Source organism: Halobaculum limi, assembly GCF_029490015.1.
Taxonomy (GTDB): domain Archaea; phylum Halobacteriota; class Halobacteria; order Halobacteriales; family Haloferacaceae; genus Halobaculum; species Halobaculum limi.
Genome location: NZ_CP120468.1, coordinates 2,170,218 through 2,195,135 on the forward strand (window position 1 = coordinate 2,170,218; position 24,918 = coordinate 2,195,135).

Genomic DNA, 24,918 nt, shown 5'->3' on the forward strand with positions numbered 1-24,918 from the left:
CCGCCCCGTATACGTTCGATCTTTATTGTTAGGTGTTAGCAATACGCACAGTAAGACCGGTCTTCAGCCAGACACGAAGCGGGGCGAACCGCGCCGCTCAAATGCGTCCCCCCTGGACGGGAAGTATGCGAATCCACCAGCTCGGCGATGGCGTGCCCGAGGTGGCGGTCGTCGCGGCGATCCACGGAGACGAGCCGTGCGGTTCTCGCGCCGTCGACCGACTCCGCGCCGAAGCGTCTGACCTTGACCTCCAGCGGCCGGTGAAACTCGTGATCGCCAACGAGGAGGCGCTGGACGCCGGCGAGCGCTACCTCGAAGAGGACCTCAACCGCGCGTTCCCCGGCGACCCGAACGGCGACACCCACGAGTCACAACTCGCACACCACCTCCTCTCGGAAGTCGAGGGGTGTACCGTCCTCGCACTCCACTCGACGCAGTCGACGGCGGAGCCGTTCGCCATCTCAGAGACAGTCAACGAAATCTCTCGCGCGATCGTTCCCCATCTCCCGGTCGACAAACTCCTCGAAACTGAGGGGCTGGCCGAGGGACGACTGATCCAGCATCCCCACACCGTCGAAGTCGAGTGTGGTCTCCAGGGGACCGACGCCGCCGCCGACAACGCCTATCGACTCATCCGCGGCTTCCTCGCCGCGACGGGCGCGCTCCCGACAGATTCGGGGCCAGTTCCCGCCGCAGACGGCGGTTCGACCCGCGACATCGAAGTGTTCCGCCTCCTCGACCCGGTTCCGAAGCCACCGGCTACCGAGTACGAAGTGTTTGCCGAGAACTTCAGCGAGGTCGCCGTCGGCGACCGGTTCGCGGCCGCGGACGGCGAGGTGTTCACCGCAGACGAGTCGTTCTATCCGGTGTTGATGTCGCCGTACGGGTATCAGGACTTGTTCGGCTACGCCGCAGACCACCGCGGCACGCTGTGAGCGGGTCGCTCCCGCGGTCGCGGTCGCGTTACGCCTCGATGGTCTCGTCGAGTTCCTCTAACTCCTCGACCGGGTCGAGGTCGTCGCTCATCAGTTTGCGAATGCCGAGGCCGAGGACCACGAGGACCACGAGTCCGACGAGCGCACCAGCGCCGCGGCCGGGTCCGGACGACGACTCTTCGTCGGCGTCGACCGCCAGTTCTTCCTCGGCGTACTCGTCGAGTTCCTCATCGTCGCCGCCGATGACCGAGGACGGACTGAAGTCGAAGCCGTCGTGGACGTGCAGTTCGAACAGGGTGATGTTGACCATACCTGAGAGACGTCGCCCAAAGTGTTATTCGTTTGGGTAGTCGTGTGAACACGGCACAGTCCGCTCGTTGACGCTCGAATCACGTCCACGGCGGACCGTCGGCTTCTTGAGGAGACCGTCCCGTGCGCTCGTATGGACACGTCTCGCCGTGCGTTCCTCGACGAACTGCTCACCACTCCGTCGCCGTCAGGCTTCGAGGTCGACGGCCAGCGAGTGTGGGTCGACTACGTCCGCGAGTTCGCGGACGACGTGTGGACCGACGCCTACGGCAACGCCGTCGCCGTCCACGAGGGGGTCGACGACGCCCCCGAGGTGGCGTTCACCGGCCACGCCGACGAGATCGGATTTATGATCCGACGCATCACCGACGACGGCTTCCTCCGACTGACGCGCGTCGGTGGCTCCGACAAGACGGTCTCGAAGGGACAACACGTCACCGTCCACGCGGCCGACGGCCCCGTCGAGGGCGTCATCGGGCAGACGGCCATCCACCTCCGCGACACCGCAGACGACGAGGTAGAGAGCGTCGCCGAGCAGTTCGTCGACATCGGCGCAGACAGCGAGGCGGAGGCCCGTGAGTTGGTCGAGGTGGGCGATCCCATCACGTTCTCCTCGACGGTCGTGGACCTGGCGGGTCACCGCTTGTCCGCGCGGGGGATGGACAACCGTGTGGGGACGTGGGCCGCCGCCGAGGGCCTCCGTCGTGCGGTCGAAGCCGACGTCGATGCGACGGTGTACGCCGTCTCGACCGTGCAAGAGGAAGTGGGTCTCAACGGTGCGGAGATGGTCGGCTTCGAACTCGATCCGGACGTAGCCGTCGCCGCCGACGTGACTCACGCGACCGACAACCCCGACGTCGACGGCCAGCATCGCGGTCCCGTCGAACTGGGCGCTGGTCCGGTCATTGCACGCGGGTCGACGAACCACCCGCGGGTCGTCGAGTTGGCGCGGAGGGCGGCCGAGGATGACGACATCGACTACCAACTCCAGGCGACGGGCATCCGCACGGGCACCGACGCCGACGCGTTCTTCACGATCCGTGGGGGAACGCCGTCGCTGAACGTCGGCATCCCGAACCGCTATATGCACACGCCGGTCGAAGTCGTCGACACGCGTGATCTGGTCGCCGTCGCGGACCTGTTCGGGGCGATGGCGGCACACGCCGTCGAGTACGCGCCGTTCACGGTCGACGTCTGATCGGACCGCTCCGCGGCGCTCAGAGTCGGTCCCACTCGTAGAACCACCACGCCGCGCCCAACAAGAGGAGTCCAGCACCCAGCGCGGAGGTCGCAGGCTCCGGGAACACGAACAACAGGAATCCGACGATGAGGACGGTCGACGGCGCGATATCGTCCGACAGCGAAGGCCAAGAGATGTCCATCGAGCGTACTGTCACTCGCCAATTACAAGACGCTTCTCCACCGCCCGACTGCGACGCTGGCAGGTGAAACTACACCCGCACGCCCGCCGCGGTCAGCGGCGGTCCAGTTCGATCTCCTGCCCTTCCAAGTCCTCGAAGGCGGCGACGAGACCGCCCACGGTCACTTTCCCACCCTTGGGGTCAGCGACCGTGAACGACGCCACCTGCTCGGAGGCGTCGTACTCGTAGTCGACGACGGGGCCCTCGACGCGAATCTCGTTGCCCGTCTCCACGTCGCGCCCGGTGACGACGGCGGCGTAGTCGCCGCCGACCTCGTGGATGTCCTTGACCGCGCGGCGGATGGAGGCGTACGTCCGGGGGAACGGGCGATCCTCGCCGTTCGAGACGAGCGTCTCGCCGGTGCTCCAGAGGACGGTGCCGAAGAACCCGGAGACGAGGAAGCCCAGCGCCGAACGGTTGAAGATGACGCCGTAGCGGTCGCGGTCGTCGCGGAGGGCGTCCTGCGTGGCATACACGGAGTACTCGCCGTCGGCGACCGCGAGAACGGGCGTGGTGATCCCACGGCGGGTGCGCGTCTCCGTCGACACCGCGCGGTAGTCGAACTCCTCGGCCGAGGGCGCTCTCGAGGCGGGCGTGACGAGCAACTCGACGGCGACGCCGTCGTCGACGCGGGCCTCGAGTGCCTCCCGGAAGCGCCGCAGGAGGTCGGGCGTCAGCGAGAGGGCGAGTTCGTACTCGGCGGACTCGATGACCTCCTCCAGGTATCGGAGGATGGTCGACCGCGACTTGACCAGCGAGACGGCTTCGGTGTCGCGGGTGGGCGCAGTGTAGCGTGCTTCCAGTTCGTCGACCATCTCCGAGAGCGACGAGCGAATGTCGCCGAACGCCTCGTCGGGGTCGACGGCGACGATTTTCATCGGCCGCGACTCGCGCAGTTCCACCAGTCCTCGGTCCGAGAGACTCCGCACCGTGTCGTACACGCGCGGTTGCGGGATGTCCGTCTCGCTCGCAATCTCGGAGGCGGTCAGTTCGCCGTGTTCAAGTACCGCAAGATAGGCGTCTATTTCGTACTCGCCGAGGTTGAACCGCTCCCCGACCCGTTCCATCGTCGTTCGGAGGTCGTCGGCCATACGTCATCCTCTTCGTCCTGCGATAAGGGTTTTACTATCATCCGAGTTTTACTGTGTTCGGAACCGGGTTTTCATCACCCCTCACATGTACATCCGATCTGCTGGCTGTTCTTCCTCGGCTTCCTCTTCGAGGCGGTCGGCGAGCGTCCGGTAGTACTCTCCGACCTCCTCGGCGAACGCCTCTAAGGGATCGGTGTCGACGCCGAGGCCGTAGACGTGTTCGACGGCGTCGACGAGACGGACGGACGCCTCTGCATCGGGAACCCGCGCGTGGACCGGCGTGAGGAACACGCCGACGCCGAGCGACGACTCCATCGCTCGCGTCATCAACGCGCCGTTCGTCCCGTCGAGGAATCCGGTTCCCATCGGCGGGAGCACCGCCGCTCCGTCGGCGTCCGTCGTGTCGAGGCGGTCGGCGTGCCGGTGGCGGTAGTCCTCGCTGGCGACGTAGAACGCGCGGTGTTCGTCCGGGCCGTGTGCGAACGGCACGCCAGACAACACCGTCACCTCCTGAACCCCGGCCGTCTCGGTCCACTCCAGCACCGACCGCGAGAACGGTTCCGCAAGCGAGTTGGGGACGAACAACTCGCCGACGAGCACCGTCACGTCGAGGTCTGGCCGCGAGAACAACCGGGTCGGATAGCGCGGTTCACCGTTCGCGAACGGCGTAATCGTCGGCAGTCCCTCCGCGCGGATGTAGCCGGTCGCCTCGAGATCCAGTTGGTTCACGAGGTAGTCGACGGCCGTCAGCCCTGCGAGTCCGAACTGTGAGAAGCCGGCGATGACCGTACTCGACGGGTCGACGTTGGTCGTGACGTGGAACGCTGGCTGGTCACGCTGGTCGTGCATACGAACCGATTCGATTGGATATCTGATAGCAGTACCGCCGGTGCCCGGCCTGTGGCCACACGCTGGTCGCCGACCGCGTGAGGGGAACGCTTTTTCACACCGCACCCGACGCCCGCGGTATGCAGACCGGGACGCCATCCCCGACTCCGACACCGTCGCCGCCTCCGGCCAACAGCGGTGTCGTCGCCACCGTGGTCGAGGCGTACCGCACAGTGCTGACCGTGCCGGGCGTCCAGATCGCGGTCGTCATCCTGTTTCTGGCGCTCGGGGCGGTCGCTGCGACGTACTTCGTTCGGCTCCTCGGTCGCCCCGTTGCGCGGCGGTTCGCCCGCGAGTCAGTCGCACAGGTGGTGCTTCGCGGCGTCAGATTCGGGGTCATCATCCTGTTCGGCTTCCTCGGTCTCAGCGTCGCGGGCGTCAAGATCGGAAATATCGTCCTGTCGGTGACGGTGTTTTCGGCGGTCATCGGTATCGTCCTCGCGCCCATCGTCGGGTCGATCATCAGCGGTGTGTTCGTCCTCGCCGATCAGCCGTTCGAGATCGGCGATATGGTCGAACTGCCGGACGGCACGCGCGGCTTCGTCGAAGAGATCACCCTGCGGTACACCAAGATATTCACCGTCGACAACACGTTCGAGGTGATCCCCAACTCCTACGTCCGCGACCACCGCGTCACCAACCTCTCGGCGGAGGACGAACGCACCCGCCTCCGACTGCCGATCCTCGTCACCTACGAGTCCGACGTCCCGCGTGCCCGCACGCTCATCGAACGGGCGGCCGCCTCCTGTGAGACGGTCATCGAGGGCGGCCCGGACATTCGCATCGGTGTGGCACGCTACCCCGCGAAGCCGACGGCGTACATCGACTCGTTCGCCGACCACGGTATCCAGATCACGCTCCGCTACTGGGCGCGAAATCCGTACAAGCCGCTGACCGTCCGTTCGCAGGTCCAGACGGCGGTGTACAAGACCCTCGACGACGACCCCTCCATCGACGTCGAGTTCGCGTACCCGCACAGCCACCTCGTCTTCGACGACACCAGCGGCGTCGCGCAGGTGGCGATGCGCGAGAACGGGAGTCACACCGAGGGCGCCGCGGTCGGCGACGTAGACGTAGACGCCTCCGACGGTAGCTGAGAATCGGGAACGGTGCCGCGCGTGCGGCCCGTGCTCTGCGCGACAGGTTACTCTTGCAGTTCGAACGCGACTTCCACTTCCGCTTGGTACTCTCGCCCCTCGACCGAGGCGACTTCCACGCCGAACTCTTTCACCTCGATCCAGTGGACGTTGTCCAGCGTCGCCTCCGCGCGGTCGATGGCGTCGTCGGTTGCGGCGTCGAAACTCTCGGTGCTCCGGCCGATCAGGGTGATCTTCTTGAAGACCATCGTACATCTCTGGTCGACCGCTGTATGCAAAAAGGTATTCGCGGGTTGACTAGTCAACAGCGACGAGTTCTCCTACGGGTTCCGCCACCCGTCGAGACGGTCGGTCACCGCGCCGGCGACGTCCGTGAGGTGGGCGGTCCCCCACACGGCGACGATGACCGCACCCACGAGGTCGAAGATGAGGTCGAAGATAGTGTCTTCGAGGCCGTACTGTGTCAGGACGGTCTCACCGCCGAGTAGCGCCGCGACCTCGCTGACGCCGAACTCGATCACTTCCCAGAACACGCCGAACGCGGCGACGAACGTGAGGATAAACACGAACATGAATCGCGGCGGGAGGTACACCGCTTCGGTGTGTTCGTCGATGCCGCGGGCGACGGTGTAGCCGACGGCCGCGACGACCGACGCCGACAGCGCGTGGGTGACGTGGTCCCAGAAGGGGATCGGACTCCCCTCGGCGTAGAGGTTCCCCGTCAAGCCGGGGACGCCGACGACGCCAAGCGCGTGGAGGAACACCGCAGTCGTGATCCACAGCGTCAAGCCCGCGTCCATCGGGAGGTCGTACTCCCGTTCGAGCGTCGCCGGGAGGAACGTTACGAGCAGCGCCACGACGCCGTTGACCAACACGCCGGTCGACCCCTGCTCGATGCCGATGCCGATGAACACCAGCATCGACGCCTGCATCGCTCGCGACGCCTGCTCCTGTCGTTTCGTCGAGATGTGGAGTCTGTCGCGGATGTTCACGCCTCGGCCACCTCCACGTTCGTCCGTTTCACGCCGCGGGCCCGTCTGCGGAAGTAGTACTCGAACAGCAGTCCGGCGAGGACGCCCGCGACCGTCGCGGCGACGAAGTCCCACATCAGCGCCGTCTCGATGACGTGCTCTGGACGGCCGTCGAGCAGCATCGCCGTTCCCAACAGCGTGTCCGCCAGATACCGGCTGACGGCCCACACGCCCGCGGCGGCCATCGTCGCCACCGTCACGAAGAAGACGGCGAACGAATGGTTCATGCGAACCGGCGTGAACACGTCCATCTCGACGGCGATGATGAGCGCCACCGTCGCCACCGCGAGATACGTCGTCACGCGCCCGGAGAACGTCACCCCACCGACCGTCTCGCCAGCGATGAACGTCCGCCCGACCGCCGGGAGTGACGCCAACCCCAGTACCTCCCACGGGAGCATCGCCGTGGCGTCGCGGAACGCCACCGGCGGAATGACGGCGATGGCGACGAGTGCGAGGACGAACGCCCCCCACACCTGTTCGCCGACGAGGAGTTCCCGAAGCGCCGCGAGCGTGGTGAACACGAGAAGCGCCCACCCGAGCAGCGCGTTCGGTCGTCGCTCCTCGACGACGGAGCGAAGACTCGACCCAGTCATACCCGCGAGTTGGCCGGAGACGTGTAAAAAGTACCCGGCGTCGTCACGCAGAACTGCCCGAGTGCTCCGACTCCCGGTCGGGCCCGGTCAGGCGACGCCGACGAAGTACGCGATGCCGTACGCCACCGCAGCCAGTGTCACCGCCGTCAGGCCGGTGAACACCGAGCGTTCGAGGCCGGGCTTCGCGAACTCGGGCGCGACGGCGAGGCGGCCGTAGCGCCGGAGGCGAATCGGCGCGAACCCGACCGTCCCGACCGCCAGCACGGAGAACACGAACGGGTACGACAGGTCCAGCGTCGGTGCGGGAATGACGAACACGCTGGCGGCGTAGCCCGCGCCCGCGACCGCACGGGGCGCGATACGGCGGGGGAGGTCGAACGGCCGCACCGTCCGCCCGTCACGCTCGGCGCGGAGACGGCTCCACACGACGAGCGCGGCCCAGATAGTCGCCACTTCCAGCGCGAACGCCCCGAGCAAGTGCAGCGTCGGGTCTGTCGAGAGTGCGACCCGCGCCGACAGCACCTCGGTGCCGAACGGATACAACAGCGCGGGTGGCTCACCCGTGAACACGTCGCCGAAGGGGTGTGAGACCAGTCCGAACAGCGCGAGTGCGAACGTCGTTCGCGGCGAGAGGTCGGTCCGTCGCCGGACTGCCTCGGAGATGACGAGTGCGCTCGCGACGAACGCGACGGTGACGAACGCGGCGAGTCCGCCGCCGACGGCGGCGGTGACGGCCACGAGCCCGGACGCCACCGCGAGGGCAACGAGTTGGGTCGGTCGCCGGCCGTCGACCCACGCCGCCGCCGCGAGGGCGACGACGGGTGCGACGACCAGCGAGTGGGTGACCGCGCGGTGGACGACGTTGCCCGTCTCCCAGAACGACGACGCCAGCCCGAGCGGTCCTGAACCGGCGGAGAGTCCCGAGACGACGCCCACGAGTGCGTAGCCGATGTCGACGTCGGGCGCGGCGGCGAACAGCCCCGCGACGAGGCCGAGCGTGAGCGCACGACCCGGCCGCTCACCGACGCGGCGAGTGACGGCCGCGGCGATGGCGAAGGCTGCCAGGGCGTGCCCCACGAACATACGCCGGCGTACTCGCTCAGAGGAGTTAAGTTCGCGCCACATACCGTCACACGGTGGCACGCCGCACGCCGAACGGATTCGGGCGGTCGTCCCCGCTCACTGAGTGTCGATCACTCGGCGGGTGCGGCGACCGACTGCTCGCCGTCCACGTCGTCGAGTTTCGTCCACTTCTTTTCGATTTCGGCGTTGCCCCGAACCACGGTATCGTCGTCGACGGTCAGCCGCGTCTTCCGGAGTTCGATCGACTTCACGACGCCCGTCGAGCCGCCGATGTCGACGGTGTCGCCGGGGTTGAAGTCCTCGTCGCGCAGGAGGTACACGCCCGCGACGGCGTCGGCGATCATACTCGAGGTGGCGTACGAGACACCCAGTGCGAGGAAGCCAGCGGCGGTTCCCAACGAGGTGGCGATGCCATCGAGGCCGACGATCGAGAGGAACGACAGCCCCACGCCGAACCACAGAAAGACTGCGACGATGGTCGCGACGAACTGCCGATACACGGGCGACTCGCCGGCCACGGTGCGCTCGAGCACCGCCCGCAGGACGGTCATCACGAGTTTGATGCCGATACCGGCGATGACGAGGAACACGAGCCCCGCGAGTACGTTCGGAAGCGCGTCGACGATGTCACTCACGAACCGATTCAACGCCGTCTCGACGAGCGACACGCCAGACTGGAGAAAGACGGTACCAGACATACGCCGGAGTGGAACCCGGCGACGCTTAGTTCCGGTGCCAAGCCGGGCCGCTCACTCGTGGGCGGCGTCCCACTCCTCGGGCTTGCGGATGTTGCCGCACTCGTTGCACTCGATGCGGCCCATCGAGTCCATCGCGTTGTTCACCGTCTCGCAGTTGCCACAGAGATAGCCCCAACGCGTCTCGCCCGCCTCGTCGGCGTACGTGTGGAAGAACGGGGCCTTCGAGCCTCGTTCGCCGTCCGCGCGGTCGACGTAGATGTCACCGGCGGCGGTCTCTACGACTTCGAGATTCATACCGCAAGAAGACGGGCAGACGAGTTAAACGGCGGGGTCAAGTGCGACCGTAGTGGCCGACCAGGTGACGACAGACAGAACGGAGCGTTACGTCCGGAATGACTCGCCGCAGCCACACTCGGCTTCGATGTTCGGATTCTTGACGTTGAACCCCGCAGCCTGCAGGCCGGACTCGTAATCGAGCGTCGACCCGCCGATGTAGTTCATCGACGCGGAGTCGACGAACACGCGGAGGCCGTGCTGTTCGGTCACGCGGTCGTCGTCTTCGGGTTCGTTGTCGAAGCGCATCCCGTACGACAGGCCCGCACAGCCGCCCTGCTGGACGAACAGACGGAGGCCGCCCACGTCGACGTCCATCCCCTCGCCTTCCATCAGCGAGACGGCCTCCTCGGCGGCCGCCGGCGTCACCGTCACGGGCACGTCGGGGTCGCCGCCTTCGGACGCGTCAGTACTCATAGTAAATGGATTCGGGTGAATCCGTATAACCCTGACGCTGGATCACACGGTCGTCGTGTTATCTATCTGTCACACTCGGCCGGTCCCGAGGAGGGCCCCCCGTTCGGGCACGTCGGCCTCGACGTTCACGTCGCGAAAGCCGGCGCGACTCATCGCGTCGGCGAGGTGGCCCGCCGACCGGGGGCGCAGACGTTCTCGTTCGCGGGCGACCGCACCCTCGCGCGTCTGGCCGTCGGTGACGCGGTAGTCCGCCACGCGGGCGAGGTCGCCGGAGCCGTCACCGACGCCGAACACGTCGACCGAGCGCTCGACAGTGTAGCGGTTGTCGCGGAACACCGACGGCGACTCCTCGCGAAGCGGCCGCGCGTCCGCAAGCGCATCGACGACGAGCGTTCCGCCGTCGTGGAGGTGTCGGCGCATCCCTGCCAGCGCGTCAACCAGTTCCTCGTCACTGAGGTACGCCGAGCGGTACTCCGTGCAAGCGGCGGCGTCGACGCGTCTGTTGAGGTCGAACGCCTCGTCGCTCACGTCGTCTTCGACCAACATCACCCCCCCGCTGGCGGCGACGTGGTCGGCCGCAAGCGACAGCAGTTGCGCCGACGAGTCGACGCCGACGACCGCGCCGTGGCGCTCGGCGAGCGGCGACAGGAATCGACCGACGCCGCAGGGCGCGTTGAGGACGACGCGGGTGCTGGGTGGGATGCGCGCCGTAATCGCGTTGAGGTGGACGGCGTAGCGCTCACCGGTCGTCGGCCGAACCCGCTGGTAGAGCGGTGCGAGCGTCGTGTGCAAGGAGTGGTTCCCACCGGGGTCAGAGAGGACGGCATCACACGCGTCGGCGAAGGTTCCCATTCGCCCGTGCTTGGAGGCCGGGGGGTATAGCCGTGGTGGGTGGTATCATTCCGCTGTCGTTCGGTTCGACAGGCAGGAGACAGTTACGCGTCCGAACTCGCGTCGCTGTCGTCGACACCGCCGGTGGCGTCGTCGCCGTCGTCGAAGCGAACACGGACGCTCTCGGCGTGCGCCTCCAGTCCCTCGGCCTCCGCGAGCGTCGTCACGGTCTCTGAGAGGTCGCGCAGGCTGCCCTCCGAGAGCCGTTGGACGGTCGACGACCGGAGGAAGGTGTCGGTGGAGAGGCCGCCGAACGACTTTGCGCCGCCGTTCGTCGGCAGGACGTGGTTCGTCCCCGAGGCGTAGTCGCCGGCGGCGACCGGCGTGAACCGGCCGAGGAACGCCGACCCGACGTTTGTGACTCGTTCGAGGAGTGCCTCGTCGTCGTCGGCCTGGATCGAGAGGTGTTCGGCCGCGTACTCCTCGGCGAACAACACCGCCTCCGACATCGACCGCGCGAGGAGGACGCCCGAGGCGTCGTTGTCGAGAGCGGCCTCGATGGTCTCCTGTCGTTCGCGGTCGGGCACCTGTGCGTCGAGTTCGTCACAGACCGACTCCGCGAGCGACGCCGAATCGGTGACGACGACGACCGAGGCGTTCGGGTCGTGTTCCGCCTGTGCCACCACGTCGGCCGCGACCGACGCGGGGTCAGCGGTGTCGTCCGCGAGGACGAGCACTTCCGAGGGTCCGGCGAGGAAGTCTATCTCCACGTCGCCGCGGACCTCAGCCTTCGCGGCCGTCACCCACTTGTTGCCCGGCCCGACGATCTTTCGGACGCGCGTGACCGTCTCGGTGCCGTACGCGAGCGCCGAAATCGCTTGTGCGCCGCCGACAGCGTACACCGCGTCTGCGCCCGCCTCGTGAATCGCTGCGAGCGTCGCGGGGTTCACCTCGTCGGCGGGCGGCGTCACGACGGCGACGTGGTCGACGCCCGCGACGACCGCCGGGACGACACCCATAATCGCCGAGGAGGGGTACGCGGCCGTCCCGCCGGGGACGTACACGCCGACGCGGTCGAGCGGACGGAAGCGCCGCCCGAGTTCGCGGCCGTCGTCGAACTCGCGGGTCCAATCTTCCGGCAGTTGTGCCTCGTGAAACGCGCGGACGTTCTCGATGGACTCGTGAATCGCGGCGAGGACGTCGTCGTCGACGGTGTCGACCGCGCGTTCGGCCTCGTCGGTGATATCGATGTTCGCCACCTCGACGCCGTCGAACTCGCGAGAGAACTCCCGTAATGCGGCGTCGCCCTGTTCGCGGACCTGGTCGACGATGTCGCGCACGTCGCTGCGAACTGCGTCGACACCGGCGTCCCGGTCGAAAAAGGCCCGGCGCTCGTCCGGCGAGAGGTCGGCTACCTGTCTCGGCTCCATACCAATCGCGACGGACGCCGCGGGTAAACCGTTCCCGGAACGCGTATCCGCCCCGCGTCGAATCGCTCACTCGTGCCCGAGGACGCACCCGCACCCGACCCGCCGTCCGCCGAGTTCTCACCCCGCGACCCGCGCACGTCGTATGACGACCTCCTCGTGAACCGCGTTCGCTCGGAACGTCCGGCGGCCGACCTCCGCGACCTCCGCGCCTCGAACGAGGCCATCCGCGAGGGCTGGGTCGCCGTCGGCGTCACGCTCGACCCCGCCGACCGCGTCCTCGTCGTCGACCTCGCGGACCGTGGGTGGGCCATCCCCGGGGGCACTGCGCTCCCCGACGAACCGCTGTCGACGGCGGTCGAACGCGAGGTTCTGGAGGAGACTGGCGTGAGCGCAGAGGCCGTGCGCCCACACGCCATCCACGACGAGCGTATCCACGCCGCCGACGGGTCGGTGCCGGAGACGCCGTTTCGCGTCGTCCACTTCGAACTCCGTGCGTCGCGGGCGGCGACGCCCGACGACCTGACGACGCTCGGTGACGACGACGAGACCGTGCGAGCGGTCGAGTGGCGCGAGACGATGCCCGACGACCTGTACGGCGGCGCGTTGATCCGCGACACGATCGAGCGGATTCGATCGTGAGTGCCGACGGTCGCGGTGACGAGTCGACCTGTTAGGCGTGCGGGTCCGGGTCGTCAGTCGCGTCCACCGACTGCTCGGCGTCGCCGTCGTCGCTCACGTTCCGCCAGTAGAAGCGCGGGCCGAGGAAGAGGTACCCCAGCGCGAGAAACAGCAGTGCGAACGCGAACGACTCCCCCGCCATCCCGCCCAGCAAGACCGCGAACGCCTGCACGACGCCCATCACGAGCGCGTCCTGCGGGTGGAGGTCGGGGTACCGAATCGGTGTCACCATCAGCGGCGTCGCCAGCGCTGCCAGCCCCAACACGAGCAACGGAGCGTCCAGTCCCGCGAGGACGGACGCCGCGATGATGGTCGCCGCGAGCGTCGTCTGGACGCCGTGGGTCGTCTTCGCGCCGGAGTCCTCGACGGTGTAGACGGCCAGTCGAATCACCGCCATCGCGACGTACGCTGCCGGAACCGCGAGACCAGCGACGTACAGCGCCGGGTTCGTCGCCAGCGAGTACGCCGAGGTGACGGTCGCGGCCACGAGCAACGCGGGCGCGACGCCGAAGGAGGCGACGTCTGCCAGCGAGTCGAGGTGGGGGCCGACCGCGGTGCCGCCGTAGCGACGCGCGAGGACGCCGTCGAGGCCGTCAGCGATGGCACCCAACAAGAGGAGTCGGGCCGCGAGTGCGGGGTCGACGGCGACGAACGCCGCCGCGAGCGTCCCGAGTGCGGCGTTGCCCGCCGTGACGACGTCGGCGAGGCCAAGCCGGGAGAGGAATCGCGGCCGCTCGGTCATAATCGGGGCGACGGCACCACCGTTCGTATGACTTTCCATCCGTCGTGCGCTGGGAATCGGACGGCCTAAACGCCTCGCGTCCCTACCCGCGCGTATGGACCGACGGCGTTTCCTCGCGACCGCCGGCACCGCCGCGTCGCTGTCGCTGGCCGGGTGTTCGGCCGTACTGCCCTCCTCGGCTGCCGACGACTACGACATCGGGATGACCGCCGAGGCGTTCCGCCCATACGAGATCACCGTCTCCGTCGGCGACACCGTCGTCTGGGAGAACACCTCCACCCGTGCCCACTCCGTGACCGCCTACGAAGAGCAGATTCCCGACGACGCGGAGTACTTCGCGACCGGTGACTACGACTCGGAGGCCGCCGCTCGCGAGGCGTGGGACGGGAACGCGGGCGCGATCACGGCGGGCCAGCGGTACGAACACACCTTCGAGGTGCCCGGCGACTACACCTACTTCTGTATCCCGCACGAGCAGGCGGGGATGGTCGGTATCGTCCGCGTCGAGTGAGCGGCCGCTGGTCGGCGCTGGAAAATCGGTGAGAACGGGTCGCGCCGCGTTACTCGTCGACTGCGACGTCTTCGTCGTCGACGTCGACGGACGTCTCCTCTTCGGCGGCGATCTCTTCGGGCCGTGCCTCCAGCGAGAGCTTCTGGACCTCGACCCGGCGGAGCGGGTAGATGGTCTTCGCCTCGCCGTAGATGGCCGACGAGAGCCGACCCTCGACGACGGAGTCGACGAGTTCCGCGAACGAGCGGTCCTCGGCGGCGTCCTGAACCAGGTCGATCATGATCTGGCGGATGGCCTGCTCCTGCGAGCGGTCGGCCTTCTTCGTCGTGAACGCGACCGGGCTGACGCGGACGCGGTAGTCGTCGGTCGTGCGCACGGTGATGTGCAGGTCGACCTTCGAGGCGCCGCGGCGCACCATCGAGCGCAGGTAGTCGCGCGTGAGTTCGTGTTGGATGAACTCGGTGTAGGCGGCGTCGGAGCCCACGTCCGTGATCTTGAAGATCAGCTTGATGTTGTCCTGGCCCTGGTCACCGGTGATCTCACCGAGCGTCGTCTCGACCGTGCGGCCGATGACCTGGTCTGGCTCTTCTGCCATCGTCTCGCCCAGTTCCGCGCGGTCGAACTGCTCTGGCGCGAGGACGGTGTACCAGCGTTTCCCCTGTCGTTGTCGTGAGACTGATCGTTCGCTCATGTGTCGTGTGTGTCTGCGTCTGTGTCGTGAGCGCCGCGCGTCTCGTGCGCGTCGCTCGTGGCTGCATCGCGGCTGCCGGCCGCGTCGTTCGAGTCGACCGCGTCGGTCGCGGTCGCCGTGTCGCCTCTCATCTCCCGTCCCGTCGCGGCCACGTCGTCGGCCACGCCGAGGTTCACGAGGTAGTCGTCCACCGAAGAGAGCAGGCCGCCCGTCGTGTCCCGGTCGATCCGGGTACGAACGGTCGCACCCGCTGTCGTCGTCTGTATCTGCGCGGTGTTGTCCGGCGTGAGCGACGCCGCGACCGTCGCGGCCGTCGACTCGTCGGCGTGGGTCGTCTCGACCGTCACCGTGCGTGCGAGCGGCGCGTCCGTCCCGTTGGTGACGCGGTCGTGTCCGTTCGGCCCGCTCATCGCAGGGCCTCCCTGAAGCCGCCGATGAACGCCGTCACGTCGCCGCCGCCGAAGCGTGCGTCGCCCGCACGCCCGTGGCCGACGACGTCGGCGTCCGTCGGATCGTCACGCTCGTCTTCTTCACCGCTCGTCGCGTCGACGCCAGCACGCAGCGCCGCCGTCACGTCCGTCGACCCGTCACCGGCGGCGGCCGCGGCGTCGTCGGAGACGACGAGCGCGGCCGGTTCGGGCGACTGGTAGTCGCGGAGCAGTCGGGCGGCGGTCGACAGCGCGGGCGTATCTGCTGGATCGGTCTCCACGCGTGCGACGAACACGCCGTCGTAGCGCCCCGTCGTCGGGTCGTCGAGGAGGCCGTGCGCCCGTCGCGCGTGCTCGCGCCACGTCGTCACGGCCGCCTCCGTCGCGTCCGCGCCGAGTGCGACCGAGACACCGAGTCCCGGTTGCTCGCGGGCGAGCGCGCACAACACGTCGGCGTAGCCGCCGAGTGTCGCGAACGGCCCCGTCGGCGTCTCGTAGGGGCGGAGTGCCCGTTCGACTGCGCCGACCGACTGCATCGGTGCGTCGGTCGTCACGTCGAGTGCGAGCGCAGAGGCGAGTCGTCGGTAGTCGTCGTCTGCGGGGTCGGCGGGCAAGTCTAACTCCGCCACTAGCGCCTGCGCCGCCTCCGGATCACCGGAGAACGGCGCACGGACGAGCGTCGAGTGTGCTAGCCCGGTCGCGATGTCGGCCGTCGGCACGGCCACGCCCGGTCGGCGCTCGACGATACCGCGTCGTTCGGCCGCTTCCAGCAGGCTCCCGCTGCCCGCGTCGCCGGGAACCGCCTCCGCGGCGACGACGCCGGCGAGGCCGACGAGCGGGTCCGGGTCGACGCCGAGTGCCGCGACGACCGCCGCCGCGACCGACGAGACCGGCTGGTCGCCCGTGTCCAGTCCCGTCCCGTTCGGCGGCGTCCAACCGAGTGCGAGCGCCGTCCCGTGGCCGTCTGGGGCCGCCGAGTCACGCGTCGATCGGACCTGAAACGCCGTGTCGCGTTCGCGAAGCGCGTTCGCGAGCAGTCCGGCCGCCGCGAGCGTGTCGCCCGTCGGGCGAGCGTACACGCGGACGAACTCGGCCGCCGACAGCGCCGAGGCTACCCGTTCGGGGTCGGCCCCTGCGTTGGCGTCGGCGGCGGTGGACATTGTCGTGTGAGAGTGGGTCGCTTACGCGTCGTCCTCGAGGAGGTCGACGGCGACGTCGTAGCTGTAGCGGAAGTCCTCGTCGAGTTCGTCGCCACGGTAGTAGTCGACGAGACGACGGATCTTCGACTCGGTGTTCTGGAGTGCGCGTTTATTCTGCGCGTCCTGCTGGTTGTCCGCCATGTGCTCACGGAGGCGCACCGCGCGCTCCATCAGGTTGCGGAGGTCCTCGGGCAGGCTCGAACCGGCGTCGTGCTCGTCGAGGATCTCGGTGACCTTCTTGTCGGTCGCGAGCTTCACGTTCGGGACCGGCGTGCCCTTCACGCCCTCGTCGCGCAGTTTCAGGCCGATGACGCTCGGGTCGTGACCCTGTTCTGCCAGTTCGACGACGCGTGCTTCGATATCGTCGGCGTCGACGTCGCTCCACTCCGGGGGTTCGTCTGCCGCGGGGTTGTCCGAACCGGACGACCCTCGACGGCGGGTGTGCATTCGTGCCATTGTGTGTTTGGAACGTCGGCCGCAGAAGCGAGCCACCGTCGGCTGTCGCTCCCGAACGCGCCAACGGGCGCGGGCGGGACACCGACGGGGGCACATCCGCAATCCCAAGCCCACCGCGGGCGAGTCAGAGTTGCGGCCGTGCTGTTCCCGTGTGTACGTGTTCGACGGCGTGCCTAATGGCTTTCCATCCGGTCGGCCCTGTGGTGGTGTGTGGCGTGGGCGGTTGCAGTCGAAGCCCTTAATAATGGAACCGCGGTACCTGGGAGTGCAGCGAGGGCTCGTAGATCAGTGGTAGATCGTTCCCTTGGCAGGGGAAAGGCCGTGGGTTCAAATCCCACCGAGTCCACTTCTGTTTCACTCGCTCGTTGAGTGTCAGGTCCGCTCCAATAGACGTCGATACTCCGACTCAGGTGAGAAACACCAGCGCTGCCAACGCGACCCCGGCAACTGCGACTATCGCACGAAACGCGATACTCCCGAGTGACCGCTGCTCGTGGAGTTCCTCGGGTGGGAGGTCTGACACCTGAAACGCACCGCCGTCGGCCACGACCCGCTGTGAGACGCCCGAACACGACGACTCGCCGTCTGCACTCTTCGGGTCTCCGACGACGGTCACGTCGCCTTGAGGGATGACGTACTGCGTGTAAATCCGCTTTTTCCCTTCGGGTGGCAGTCGCGCTTCCGGGATGTGCTCGCGTGCGTGGTCGGACAGGTCGTCGGGCGACCGCGCGACGACCTTCGTCTTGTTCGCGTCGCTGACGACGACGTCCGAGTGGGTCGCTCCGGAGGCGTCTACCTCGACCGTCTGTGTCGCTCGTTCGTGTCGGAACGGAGCGGCGTCGACCGACGTCTGTAGCCGCTGTCGACCGGCACGGGTGCCCGACTCCCGTTCGACCGTGAACGCCACCACGACGGCTTCCTCGTCGGTCAGCGGCGGCGTCACCGGTCGCTCACAGGCTGTTGCCCGACCCTGCGCCGTCGTCTCGTCGGACGTGGCACCGTCGCCCGTGTCGATCGCTCCCCGATACCGTGCCTGTTCAACGGCTCCGTATCCGGCCGCGATGGCAGTTAGCAGTCCGATCCCGCCGATCATAACTTCAGAGAAACTGACCATCGTTCTCAGCGATCAACTGGCTGTCCGTTCGCGGGAAGGGGTTTTTCGGTCGTCCGATCGAATCTCGAACTACGAGTTTCCACGGTCCTGTTGTCGATGGATCACACCGACGGATTAGTGCTACGGAGTCACACGATGGAGGTAGCGAGTCTCCAAAGGCTACGGCCCGTCAGTAGTCGATTCCGTTACGCCCACGACCCTGGAAGCCTGTCGCGGTGGTGGTACAGCAACTCGATTGCGGGCAAGACCGCGTCGAAGTCCGACCCGCGAGTCACCGTCTCGTCTCCCGGAACCCAGTCGATGTAGTCGCTGTACGCGAGTTTTGGCAGGTGGACGTGGTAGAGTTCGACCGACGACTGCTGCGGTGTCTGCGACGCATCGACGAACTGCCCGCACGCCACCTCCTCGTCCGGGTCCACCGCTGCGAGTGTCGCGAGGATGTGACGGCGACGCGGGTGAGACAACTGGACGAACAGGTCGTTCTGTGGGTAGGTATTCCTGGGTCGGTCTGACGCGTCGGTTCGTCGCGTTTCACTCGTTCCCATACACGATTGCAGACGCCCTATCCGTATACGAGTACACGCTATGCTTCTAGCTCATCGAAGTACCACTGCACCAGTTTCCGCTCGGCGATTCGGAGGTGACGAAGCCACGTCGACGCCGCGATGCCCATCGACTCGGCGATGACGTTCGCCTTGCTCGTTCGTGGCCACTCGAAGTACCCCGACAGATACGCCGCCCGAAGCGTCTCTCGCTGTCGTTCGGTGAACGTGTTTGCCAACGCGTCTCGATACTGCCTCGTCGTCACAATCGGGCGCGAGAGCGTCCGTTTCGTGACGACTGTGGCGTCCGGATACGCGTCGGTGAACGCTTCGAGAAGCGGTTGGAGCGCGAGGTCCGCACGCGCTTCCGCGACGAGCGTCGTGACGCCCCCTTCGCTGTGCATCGACCGACTGCTCGCGCCCGCCTCGAACAGCACCTCTACGGGTGAGTCCGTCAGGTCGAGTTCCAACTCGGTCGCGTGGGCCGAGTCGTGGACGACCCGACAGCCGTTCACCTGCGGCGACTCGTGGAGCACTGCGGTGAGCGTGTCGGGGTCGACGTCGAAGGCGGTCACGTACTGGAGGAGTCGACCGTCGGAGGTCGGCACCAACCCTTCGAACTCGAAGCGACAGTCGAGCGTGGCCGACAGGTCGCTGAACACGTCGCCACCGGTCAGTTCGAACGACAGTTCGATGACCGCGTCTGCGGCGAGCGACTTCTGGTACCGTTGGCTCCGCTCGCGTTCGCGTTCCAGTTCGGCCTTCGCCTCGCTGCGTTCGGTCACGTCGCGGAGCACCGAGAGGTGTCGCCCGGGGAGGATGTTGGGACTCGCAGCGAACTCGACGATGCGGCGTTCGCCGTCCGCACGGACCAGCGGAAACAGGCCGCGGTCCAACTGATCGCCCTGAAAGTCGCGCCACGCGTTCTCGAAGTCGTACTCCTCGGGCGCGAAGTCTTCGATGGTCTTGCCGAGCAACTCCTCACGTGGGAGGCCGAACAGCGCACACGCCGCGGGGTTCACGTCGACGTACTGCGCCTCGTCGTCTGCGATCACGATGGCGTCGAACGCCTCGTTGAAGACGGCGTGATACTGCAGTTCTCGCGCGAGAAGCGTGGCGTAGTCCGGAACCGACGCTTGGGACTCCTCCGCGGCGCCGCCGCCGTCGCTCGGAACCGCTATCGGCAGCCACCAGACGCGACCCCGTGCGCCGACCTTCTTCGTCGACAGTTGCCCGGACGCTGCGAGGTCTTGTAGCCGCTTGTACGCGGTCGTCCGGGCACAGCCGAGTTCGTCGGCGATTTCGCTCGACGTGTACGGTTCTCCCGGCGGAAGCAATTCGAACACCGCCAACACGGCCTCCTCGGTGACCCGTGACCCGCTACGCTCAGTCATAGCACCTAGTGGCGAGGCGAGTGAATATCGTTGACGGGGACTCTCAAGGGTATCGTGAAACAACAGCGTTCTGACGGCTGAGCGCCGCTACGACTGTCGAGTTCCCGAACTGTCTCTCGCGGCGACAAATTATTATCGCACTTGATTTTCTGAACAAAAAGCTCATATAATGGCGCCTTGCTACTCTGACTCACAGGCCTACCGGGGGACCGGCCTCTGGGGGGGACCGAGAGAACCATGAACTTCAGCAACCTACTACGGGACGACCGTGCAGTGAGTCCAGTTATCGGCGTAATCCTGATGGTCGCGATTACCGTGATCCTCGCGGCCGTCATCGGGTCGTTCGTCCTCGGACTCGGGAACAGCGTCCAACAGACGGCACCGAACGCGAACTTCCAGTTCGACTACGACAGTGCGGCCAACGAAGTCACTGCCACGCACACTGGCGGCGACACGATCCCAGCTTCCGAGACGGTGACGCTGTCGGCGGGAGTTAACAACACGACGTTCACTACCGCGGTGAGTGCTGGTACCAGCGAAAACACAACCTACGGGTCGGGCGATTCCGTCCGTGTTGTCTGGACATCCGAGAGTGGAGATACCTCACAGACGCTCGCCGAGGACACCGCACCGTAGTCGGACCGACACTTTTGCCGGGACACCCATCCGACGCCACGAGAGCGGTTGCACTTCTCGAATAGTGTTTCAGTTCTGATAGTCTGAAACAAACCCTTATGCGTCGCCTCTGCGTTAACCGAACGATGCCTACTCGGGGGGACGGCCAGCGTGCACAGGGTGACGTCATCGGCGTCGTCCTCTTGCTGGCGATCACGATCACCGGCGCGACGACCGTCGTCGCGTTCGGCGGCGACGCACTCGGCGGCATTCAGGACTCCGCGACCAACGGGGCCGCAGAGCAGTCGCTGACGCAGTTCGACTCGAAGGCGAGTCTCGTCGCCCACGGCGACAGTGACTCCCAGAGTGTCACCCTCGCCGGGAGCACGAGCGCGACCCGGTCGGTCGACCCCGACGCCGGGTGGATGAACATCACTATTAGGAACGCGACCACGGGCGCCGTCGAGCGGACGCTGACGAACACGACGCTGGGATCGGTCACCTACCGTGAAGGAGAGACGACTGTCGCGTATCAGGGCGGTGGCGTGTGGACTCGCACCGGCAACGGGAGCGCGATGATATCGCCGCCGGAGTTCCACTACCGCGGGACGACGCTGACGCTCCCCTTGGTGCAGGTGACGGGCGACACCCGACTCGGGAGCAGCGTCGTCGTGCGAAACACGGGGAGTTCGACCGCCGTGTACCCTGACACTGAAGGCGCGGCGGACCTCACGAACCCCCTCGACGATGGGAAAGTCGTCGTCACCGTTGGGAGTGCGTACTACGAGGCGTGGGGACAGTTCTTCCGCGACCGCACCAGCGGCGACGTCGACGTCGACCACGCCAACGAGACGGCGACCATCGAACTCATCGTCCCGTTCGACACGGACTTCGACAACGTCGTCGCGACGACGGCCGCCGGCGGTATCTCCGCAGTTCCCGGACCGCCGCCGAGTCCGTACCGAACGGGTGTTCAACAGCCCTCCGCCGACGACCTGATCGAATCGAAGGTCAACGACTGTGAGAACGGGAGCTGCAACACGTCGGTCTCGTCGGGAACCGTCCTCTATCCCGGAACCTACTACGTCGACGGCGACTACGGAAGTGACCTCGAGGTGGACGCGTCGGCCGGCGACGTGAATCTCGTGGTCAACGGAGACTTCGAACCCGGAACGGTCACCGTGACCGGCCCGAAGAACTTCACCGCCTACGTCCGAGAGGACTTCCAAGTGAGCGGCAGTGACTCCGTCAACGCGGGCGGCGACGTGAACACGACCCGCGTCGTCGTCCACTCGGACGGGCACATCAACTTCAACGGGAAATACGTATTCGTCGGCTTCCTGTACGCGCCTGGTTCGGACATCCAACTCAACGGTGGTGGCGGTCCCAAGACGGTGAATCTGAAGGGCGGCATCGTCGGAGAGACCATCGACGTCAACGGCAAACCGAACGAGTTCGAGTACGACCCGATGATCGAGACGATTAACATCGACGTCACCGGGTCGACTGCTCCCCGAATCACCTTCCTTCACGTCTCTGTCACCGAAGTCAACGTCACCGACGACTGACTCGCGTCAATCGGAGGAAACGACGTTCACGAGGTGAGTTCAACCGCCACAGTCGTCTGCTGGACGACGAGACTGTCCACGGTGAACTGGTAGGTTATCTCCCCGTCGGAGGCGTCCGAATCGACTGGTGCCAATCCCTCAGACTCGAAGTAGCGTTTCCACGCCTCCGCCCGGGGCGACGACACCGTGACGTTCACCTGGACACCCGAGTCTGATGCCAATTCGCCCGCGACGCCGCGTCCGATCACCGTGCTCCGGACGAGAATGGTCGAACTCCCGCCGAGTGCGGCGCGGTCACCCGAACGAGATGTGACGACCAGCGGAACGAGGGCGTGGTCGTCGTCGACGACCCACCCCGGACGCTCGCGCATCACAGACGCGTCACCGTCCTGTCTGAACACCGCGCCGTACGACGACGCGACTACTGTGTTGCCCTCGCGATACGTGATCGGTTGGGAGGTGGCGTTCACTGTGACGTTGTTCGACGCGTTGCCGACCTCCTCGGCGCGTATCCTGATCGTCGTCTCACTGTCGACCGCGAGCGTGCCGCCGTTGAGTTTGATCTCGGTCGCGCGACTTGGAGCGCCGTCGCGAGCCATATCGTCGACGTTGTCGTCGAGGACGGTGAACGCTCGCTCCATATTCTCCAACTGTTCGCCCGTTCGCAGTTCCTGTAACGCGGGGAAGCCCATCGCGTACACGGTCCCGACGGTCAACACGATGAGCGAGAACACCAGCACGAACCCGATGGTGTCGCTCTGTGCGCGGTTCACGACGACTGCACCTCCAGTTGGCCGCCGACGAGAACGATGTCCACGTCGCCGCCGCTGACGCTCGCGTTCGCGACCGGCGTTCGCGTCGCCGCCGTGACCGTGACTGTGCCGTCCAACTGTGCCGACGACAGTACGATCGTCGTCGGTGACCCGCCGGCCCCGCCGGTGACAGTCACCGTGTAGGCGACACCCGCGAGCGTCTCGGGGTAATCTCCGCGGACCGTCACGTCGCTCGCCCCAGTTTCGGCGAGTCGGTCGGCGGCCATCAGCCGCGAGGCCAACTGCTGGCCGACGACCTCCATCGCCTCGCGAGCGGTGTCCTCTCGCTGTCGGTCGACCGTCCCGCCCGCCGCCGCGATCAATCCGCTGATCAGTAACGCGGTGATGCCGAGCGTCAGGACGTACGACAGCGTCGTCGCCGTCGCGCGGTCGCGCCGGTAGTCACTTGAAGTAGTGAGCGTTCTCACCGCAGTGAACGGGTTACGCATCGTGTTCACCCGGGGCGACCCGAATCGTCGCGGCGTACTCCAGTTCCGGCGTCTGGAACCGAACGGGCACGTCGACGGCGTACACCGCATCGGCGGCGTACGGCGACCCCGAGGAGGGGTCGTCGTTGACGAGTGTTGGGTCGAACACCGACGACCCACCGGCAGCCGTCAAGTCGTAGGTTCCCTGTGCCTCGTCGCCGTTCGCGAATTGGACGGAGTACTCGTCGGTGACGCCCGCGGCCCAGTCGAGCCCCGAACACGCCTCACCATCGAGCGTACCTGCGGTAAGATCGAGCGTCGCCGTCGTCCCGGCGACGGCACACACCTGCGTCTGTGACCCCCCGTCGGGTTCGACCGCGACGGCGACGTCGCCGCCGGTCTCGTACACGTACACGCGCCACTCCGTTCCGTCGGAGGTGTCGTTCACGATGATCGTGAACACGCTCGACAGCGACCCCGGGCTTCCGGACGCAAGCGGGTCCACGTCCATCGCGAACGCCCGAACGCCGTCGGTGTCGGTGACGACTGCCCAGTCGGCGTCACCGTTCGCTGCGCGGAACTCCCGACTGGAGTCGGTCTGTCTGATCAGCCGCCCCTCGGTGTACGTCAGTCCCGACTCGTTGATGCGGGCGCTCGCGGCGCTTCGGGCGGCCGCCCCACGCAGTTGCTCGTCGAGCGCACCGACACTGTCGTTGATATTCGATCTCACCGCGTCGTAGTCGTCCGATCCGACGGCGTTCTCGTTCTCGCGGTCGACGATGCCGCCGACGCCGTCGACGACCGACGAGCGGTAGCCGAGGGCGTCGTGTTCGCCGACGCCGTTGTCCCGGGTCGCGAGATTCTCGGTGAAGATGGCCGTGTTCGCCAACAGGACGAACGCCACGAGGATGACCGCGAGTGCGAGTCCCGCGACCAATACGAGTTGCCCCCGTCGGTCCTCACTCGTCTGTTCACCGGCGATTCGGTCGAGTGTGTTCATCAGATCCTCCATACGATGATGCGCACCTCCAAGACCGCAAACAGCGGGCCGTCGTCGAGGTCGTCCGCGTAGAACTCCCCGTCGTCGGCCGCGTCACCCACGGTTCCAGAGCCATCTCCGAGCGGGTCGTCGTCGAACAGGACGACCGTTCGACTGGCCGCGACGGCGTTGTCGCTGGGCGTCCCCATGTACACCATCCGCGTCCGCGTCTGTCCGCCGCCGGCGCTGGTGTGGAGTATCTCGACGTTGAACGCGATCCGATCGTCGGAGAACGTCCGGTTCAGCGTCGCGCCGAACGGCGTCGGTGGACCGCCGTTGGCGTACACGTCGCGAGTGCCGGAGTCGATGAATCGCTCTTCGCTGGTGTCCCAGTACAGCAGCGACTCGACGAGCGTGCCGTTCGCCTCCGCGGACGCGAGCACACCCTCGGCGACGGCCGCCTGCTGGTTCTCGATGTGTTGGTTCGACGTACTCGCCGTCAGTGGGGTCACTGCCGTCGCTTGCAGCGCGAACAACACGCCGCTCAGTAGGATGATGGCGGCCGCGAACCCTTCCAGCGTGTGTGCTTGTGCGCGCATAC

General features: G+C 66.8%; 32 protein-coding genes and 1 tRNA gene. 8 read left to right on the top strand and 25 right to left on the bottom strand.

The window, feature by feature from the left end; all coding sequences use genetic code 11:
- The first annotated feature begins 125 nt into the window (after positions 1-125).
- Positions 126-935 (top strand): M14 family metallopeptidase, encoded by an 810-nt coding sequence (locus tag P0D77_RS10915; protein ID WP_277553103.1) that lies wholly within the window; start codon positions 126-128, stop codon positions 933-935.
- Positions 936-963: 28 nt separating this feature from the next.
- On the opposite strand, the gene P0D77_RS10920 is transcribed toward P0D77_RS10915, so the two are convergent.
- Complete coding sequence (locus tag P0D77_RS10920; RefSeq protein ID WP_277553104.1) at positions 964-1,245, bottom strand: hypothetical protein; 282 nt, start codon at positions 1,243-1,245, stop codon at positions 964-966.
- A 132-nt stretch (positions 1,246-1,377) separates the two neighbouring features.
- Here P0D77_RS10920 and P0D77_RS10925 point away from each other — a divergent pair, with 132 nt between their 5' ends.
- Positions 1,378-2,442 (top strand): zinc-binding metallopeptidase family protein, encoded by a 1,065-nt coding sequence (locus P0D77_RS10925; protein WP_277553105.1) that lies wholly within the window; start codon positions 1,378-1,380, stop codon positions 2,440-2,442.
- Between the two features lie 19 nt (positions 2,443-2,461).
- Here P0D77_RS10925 and P0D77_RS10930 read toward each other — a convergent pair whose 3' ends face one another.
- The 3 genes from P0D77_RS10930 to P0D77_RS10940 form a co-directional block, all read right to left on the bottom strand.
- Positions 2,462-2,626, bottom strand: a complete 165-nt coding sequence (locus tag P0D77_RS10930; protein ID WP_277553106.1) for a hypothetical protein — start codon at positions 2,624-2,626, stop codon at positions 2,462-2,464.
- A gap of 92 nt (positions 2,627-2,718) precedes the next feature.
- Complete coding sequence (trmB, locus tag P0D77_RS10935; RefSeq protein WP_277553107.1) at positions 2,719-3,756, bottom strand: HTH-type sugar sensing transcriptional regulator TrmB; 1,038 nt, start codon at positions 3,754-3,756, stop codon at positions 2,719-2,721.
- An 81-nt stretch (positions 3,757-3,837) separates the two neighbouring features.
- The gene (locus P0D77_RS10940; protein WP_277553108.1) at positions 3,838-4,605 is read right to left on the bottom strand and encodes a proteasome assembly chaperone family protein; all 768 of its coding nucleotides are present in this window, start codon (positions 4,603-4,605) and stop codon (positions 3,838-3,840) included.
- A gap of 119 nt (positions 4,606-4,724) precedes the next feature.
- Between P0D77_RS10940 and P0D77_RS10945 the strand changes: the two genes are divergently transcribed.
- Positions 4,725-5,741, top strand: a complete 1,017-nt coding sequence (locus P0D77_RS10945; protein ID WP_277553109.1) for a mechanosensitive ion channel family protein — start codon at positions 4,725-4,727, stop codon at positions 5,739-5,741.
- A gap of 47 nt (positions 5,742-5,788) precedes the next feature.
- On the opposite strand, the gene P0D77_RS10950 is transcribed toward P0D77_RS10945, so the two are convergent.
- The 9 genes from P0D77_RS10950 to hisD form a co-directional block, all read right to left on the bottom strand.
- Complete coding sequence (locus P0D77_RS10950; RefSeq protein ID WP_277553110.1) at positions 5,789-5,989, bottom strand: dodecin; 201 nt, start codon at positions 5,987-5,989, stop codon at positions 5,789-5,791.
- A 72-nt stretch (positions 5,990-6,061) separates the two neighbouring features.
- The gene (locus tag P0D77_RS10955; protein WP_277553111.1) at positions 6,062-6,733 is read right to left on the bottom strand and encodes a DUF2238 domain-containing protein; all 672 of its coding nucleotides are present in this window, start codon (positions 6,731-6,733) and stop codon (positions 6,062-6,064) included.
- Entirely contained in the window at positions 6,730-7,368 is a 639-nt protein-coding gene (locus P0D77_RS10960; RefSeq protein WP_277553112.1) for a hypothetical protein, read from the bottom strand. Before P0D77_RS10960 ends, P0D77_RS10955 begins: the two co-directional genes overlap by 4 nt.
- Before the next feature lie 87 nt (positions 7,369-7,455).
- Positions 7,456-8,451 (bottom strand): metal-dependent hydrolase, encoded by a 996-nt coding sequence (locus P0D77_RS10965; RefSeq protein WP_277553113.1) that lies wholly within the window; start codon positions 8,449-8,451, stop codon positions 7,456-7,458.
- 110 nt (positions 8,452-8,561) lie between these two features.
- Entirely contained in the window at positions 8,562-9,149 is a 588-nt protein-coding gene (locus P0D77_RS10970) for a mechanosensitive ion channel domain-containing protein (protein ID WP_277553114.1), read from the bottom strand.
- A 51-nt stretch (positions 9,150-9,200) separates the two neighbouring features.
- Complete coding sequence (locus P0D77_RS10975; RefSeq protein ID WP_277553115.1) at positions 9,201-9,443, bottom strand: DUF5816 domain-containing protein; 243 nt, start codon at positions 9,441-9,443, stop codon at positions 9,201-9,203.
- A gap of 87 nt (positions 9,444-9,530) precedes the next feature.
- Positions 9,531-9,899, bottom strand: coding sequence for a HesB/IscA family protein (locus P0D77_RS10980; RefSeq protein WP_277553116.1), 369 nt, complete (start codon positions 9,897-9,899; stop codon positions 9,531-9,533).
- Between the two features lie 69 nt (positions 9,900-9,968).
- Positions 9,969-10,751, bottom strand: coding sequence for a class I SAM-dependent methyltransferase (locus tag P0D77_RS10985; RefSeq protein WP_277553117.1), 783 nt, complete (start codon positions 10,749-10,751; stop codon positions 9,969-9,971).
- Positions 10,752-10,834: 83 nt separating this feature from the next.
- On the bottom strand, positions 10,835-12,160 hold the full coding sequence (gene hisD / locus P0D77_RS10990; RefSeq protein WP_277553118.1) for a histidinol dehydrogenase: 1,326 nt from the start codon (positions 12,158-12,160) through the stop codon (positions 10,835-10,837).
- A 72-nt stretch (positions 12,161-12,232) separates the two neighbouring features.
- On the opposite strand from hisD, the gene P0D77_RS10995 reads away from it, so the two are divergent.
- A complete protein-coding gene (locus tag P0D77_RS10995; protein WP_277553119.1) occupies positions 12,233-12,799 on the top strand; it encodes an NUDIX domain-containing protein in 567 nt (188 codons plus the stop codon).
- A 31-nt stretch (positions 12,800-12,830) separates the two neighbouring features.
- Here P0D77_RS10995 and P0D77_RS11000 read toward each other — a convergent pair whose 3' ends face one another.
- The gene (locus P0D77_RS11000) at positions 12,831-13,580 is read right to left on the bottom strand and encodes a protein sorting system archaetidylserine synthase (RefSeq protein ID WP_277553120.1); all 750 of its coding nucleotides are present in this window, start codon (positions 13,578-13,580) and stop codon (positions 12,831-12,833) included.
- Between the two features lie 94 nt (positions 13,581-13,674).
- On the opposite strand from P0D77_RS11000, the gene P0D77_RS11005 reads away from it, so the two are divergent.
- Positions 13,675-14,091, top strand: a complete 417-nt coding sequence (locus tag P0D77_RS11005; RefSeq protein WP_277553121.1) for a cupredoxin domain-containing protein — start codon at positions 13,675-13,677, stop codon at positions 14,089-14,091.
- Between the two features lie 49 nt (positions 14,092-14,140).
- Here P0D77_RS11005 and P0D77_RS11010 read toward each other — a convergent pair whose 3' ends face one another.
- Genes P0D77_RS11010 through P0D77_RS11025 form a run of 4 tightly spaced genes read right to left on the bottom strand, consistent with a single transcriptional unit; the run spans position 14,141 to position 16,865 of the window.
- Positions 14,141-14,782 (bottom strand): 30S ribosomal protein S3ae, encoded by a 642-nt coding sequence (locus P0D77_RS11010; RefSeq protein ID WP_277553122.1) that lies wholly within the window; start codon positions 14,780-14,782, stop codon positions 14,141-14,143.
- Positions 14,779-15,192: a KEOPS complex subunit Pcc1 gene (locus P0D77_RS11015; RefSeq protein ID WP_277553123.1), complete on the bottom strand. Its 414-nt coding sequence runs from the start codon at positions 15,190-15,192 to the stop codon at positions 14,779-14,781. The genes P0D77_RS11010 and P0D77_RS11015 overlap by 4 nt, the downstream gene beginning before the upstream one ends.
- On the bottom strand, positions 15,189-16,370 hold the full coding sequence (locus tag P0D77_RS11020; protein WP_277553124.1) for an exonuclease RecJ: 1,182 nt from the start codon (positions 16,368-16,370) through the stop codon (positions 15,189-15,191). Before P0D77_RS11020 ends, P0D77_RS11015 begins: the two co-directional genes overlap by 4 nt.
- 21 nt (positions 16,371-16,391) lie before the next feature.
- Entirely contained in the window at positions 16,392-16,865 is a 474-nt protein-coding gene (locus P0D77_RS11025; RefSeq protein WP_277553125.1) for a 30S ribosomal protein S15, read from the bottom strand.
- 274 nt (positions 16,866-17,139) lie between these two features.
- On the opposite strand from P0D77_RS11025, the gene P0D77_RS11030 reads away from it, so the two are divergent.
- A tRNA-Ala gene (locus P0D77_RS11030) sits at positions 17,140-17,211 on the top strand.
- 60 nt (positions 17,212-17,271) lie between these two features.
- Here the strand turns inward: P0D77_RS11030 and P0D77_RS11035 are convergent.
- The 3 genes from P0D77_RS11035 to P0D77_RS11045 form a co-directional block, all read right to left on the bottom strand.
- The gene (locus P0D77_RS11035) at positions 17,272-17,958 is read right to left on the bottom strand and encodes a hypothetical protein (protein WP_277553126.1); all 687 of its coding nucleotides are present in this window, start codon (positions 17,956-17,958) and stop codon (positions 17,272-17,274) included.
- A gap of 206 nt (positions 17,959-18,164) precedes the next feature.
- A complete protein-coding gene (locus P0D77_RS11040; protein WP_277553127.1) occupies positions 18,165-18,524 on the bottom strand; it encodes a hypothetical protein in 360 nt (119 codons plus the stop codon).
- A gap of 38 nt (positions 18,525-18,562) precedes the next feature.
- Positions 18,563-19,915: a bacterio-opsin activator domain-containing protein gene (locus tag P0D77_RS11045; protein ID WP_277553128.1), complete on the bottom strand. Its 1,353-nt coding sequence runs from the start codon at positions 19,913-19,915 to the stop codon at positions 18,563-18,565.
- Between the two features lie 237 nt (positions 19,916-20,152).
- Between P0D77_RS11045 and P0D77_RS11050 the strand changes: the two genes are divergently transcribed.
- Positions 20,153-20,551 (top strand): type IV pilin N-terminal domain-containing protein, encoded by a 399-nt coding sequence (locus P0D77_RS11050; RefSeq protein WP_277553129.1) that lies wholly within the window; start codon positions 20,153-20,155, stop codon positions 20,549-20,551.
- A 125-nt stretch (positions 20,552-20,676) separates the two neighbouring features.
- Positions 20,677-22,098: a DUF7289 family protein gene (locus P0D77_RS11055; protein ID WP_277553130.1), complete on the top strand. Its 1,422-nt coding sequence runs from the start codon at positions 20,677-20,679 to the stop codon at positions 22,096-22,098.
- A 26-nt stretch (positions 22,099-22,124) separates the two neighbouring features.
- Here P0D77_RS11055 and P0D77_RS11060 read toward each other — a convergent pair whose 3' ends face one another.
- The 4 genes from P0D77_RS11060 to P0D77_RS11075 are packed head-to-tail and all read right to left on the bottom strand — an operon-like array spanning position 22,125 to position 24,916.
- A complete protein-coding gene (locus P0D77_RS11060; protein WP_277553131.1) occupies positions 22,125-22,871 on the bottom strand; it encodes a DUF7289 family protein in 747 nt (248 codons plus the stop codon).
- On the bottom strand, positions 22,868-23,359 hold the full coding sequence (locus tag P0D77_RS11065) for a DUF7266 family protein (protein ID WP_277553132.1): 492 nt from the start codon (positions 23,357-23,359) through the stop codon (positions 22,868-22,870). Before P0D77_RS11065 ends, P0D77_RS11060 begins: the two co-directional genes overlap by 4 nt.
- Positions 23,352-24,338: a DUF7261 family protein gene (locus P0D77_RS11070; protein ID WP_277553133.1), complete on the bottom strand. Its 987-nt coding sequence runs from the start codon at positions 24,336-24,338 to the stop codon at positions 23,352-23,354. Before P0D77_RS11070 ends, P0D77_RS11065 begins: the two co-directional genes overlap by 8 nt.
- Positions 24,338-24,916, bottom strand: a complete 579-nt coding sequence (locus P0D77_RS11075; protein WP_277553134.1) for a DUF7288 family protein — start codon at positions 24,914-24,916, stop codon at positions 24,338-24,340. The genes P0D77_RS11070 and P0D77_RS11075 overlap by 1 nt, the downstream gene beginning before the upstream one ends.
- Positions 24,917-24,918 lie beyond the last annotated feature (2 nt).